This is a genomic window from Daejeonella rubra, from assembly GCF_900103545.1.
Classification (GTDB): domain Bacteria; phylum Bacteroidota; class Bacteroidia; order Sphingobacteriales; family Sphingobacteriaceae; genus Daejeonella; species Daejeonella rubra.
The window spans coordinates 1-1,435 of sequence record NZ_FNHH01000067.1; the positions used below are offsets into that span (position 1 = coordinate 1).

2 protein-coding genes are annotated in these 1,435 nt (G+C 44.4%); both read right to left on the bottom strand.

Going from position 1 to position 1,435, the window contains the following annotated elements; translation table 11 throughout:
• Positions 1–35 precede the first annotated feature (35 nt).
• Entirely contained in the window at positions 36–1,019 is a 984-nt protein-coding gene (locus tag BLR27_RS18315; RefSeq protein ID WP_090707327.1) for an ISAon1 family transposase, read from the bottom strand.
• Positions 1,012–1,389 carry an ISAon1 family transposase N-terminal region protein gene (locus tag BLR27_RS18320; RefSeq protein ID WP_245704556.1) on the bottom strand — a complete coding sequence of 126 codons (378 nt, stop codon included), beginning with the start codon at positions 1,387–1,389 and terminating at the stop codon, positions 1,012–1,014. The genes BLR27_RS18315 and BLR27_RS18320 overlap by 8 nt, the downstream gene beginning before the upstream one ends.
• Positions 1,390–1,435: the final 46 nt, after the last annotated feature.

Consider the following 1,435-nt stretch of genomic DNA (forward strand, 5'->3'; position numbering starts at 1 on the left):
TGGGATCATGACGAAAAGTTGGGGGGATAGAAAATTCAGGCATAGATTTTAGATAGCCGGAATAGAAAAAATGTGGTATCTCTAACGCCTCTTGAAGTTGCCCTAAAGGCCTTAATTTTAGCGTTGAAGGATTCAGCCGAAGCATTTGTACTTCGGTTAATGAAGTAATTTAAGATCGAACGGTGATGGATCTCGACAGATCGAGCGACTGTTTTAAAGGCATCGATCCCTGATGCTTCTACGTGATTGTACCAGATTGCCAGTCGCTTGAATGCCTGAGTTTTAGTGGCACAACTGGTGAAGATATGTCCCAGCCCCAAGGAAAGATCATAAGCCTTTTTAAGTACCGGGTATCTGTTGAACAGGATATCGGCTCTCTCTTTCTGCGTAGCCGTCCATTTAGTTGGATGTTTGAAAAGCAAGTATCGGCTTCGGGCCAGTAGTTGCTTTAGTGTGTCACCATTTGCAAGCAGCTCCGGCTGATAATTTCTTTTCTCTTTACGTGCAAGGTCAATCTGCAGGGTTTCCTGATCAAGGGCTTCCCAGCGAAACTTAATACGTGCTTCCTGTACGGCATCGTAGGCGAGTTTCTGCACATGGAATCGATCGATTACCCTTTCGGCATTGGCGAAACAACTGCGAACCACACGGATCATGCTGGCTGCCATATCCATTGTTACTTCTCTGACCTTGTTACGTTTACGCAAGGGGATTCGTTCCAACGCGGTGATAATCTGTTCCGCCTGAGTGCCTTTGACCATTGCTACGATGGCTTTCTTACCACCTTTGGCCGCCTTGTTGGTCAGGATGGTGTAAAGCTCTCCATTACTTAACGAAGTCTCGTCGATACTTAATGATTCTCCAATATTATCAGCAAAAACCATCCAATCGCTGGCATGTTCTTTCTGACCCCAGATTCGGAAATCGCTCAAATAATCTTTGTACTGCTGTTGTAATTGCTTGCCATCGACTCCATATAAACGACCCAACAGATGAGGGCTGATTGGCTGGTTATCCAAATATACCTTTTAAAAAAGTGCCGAATTCCGTAGTCATTCGAGCCCCCTTTTGTACTAAATTCCAATCCCTGGTAATGTTTTCTCCAGTGCTTTTTACCTCCCATTTACGGCGTTTTATGCATAGAGCCACTTTCTGTCCACGTATGGGGAAGTCTTGAATACTGACCTCCGGCAGAAAACCTTTTGACTCCAGTTGTTGCTGCTCATAGCCAAAGGGAGGCAGATTCTTTTCCTCAAGGGAGATCTGAAAACCTTGGTCGCCACGAGTAACTTTAGTTAATTCAAAATAGTCAAGAAGGCCTTCAGGAAGTAATAAGCGGACGAGGGTTTGGTAAGTGTCTTGCAATGTGATGTTCGGTTGAGTAAACACAAAGCAACTCTTTTTTTATTTATCCCCCAAGAATTATGCTTGATCC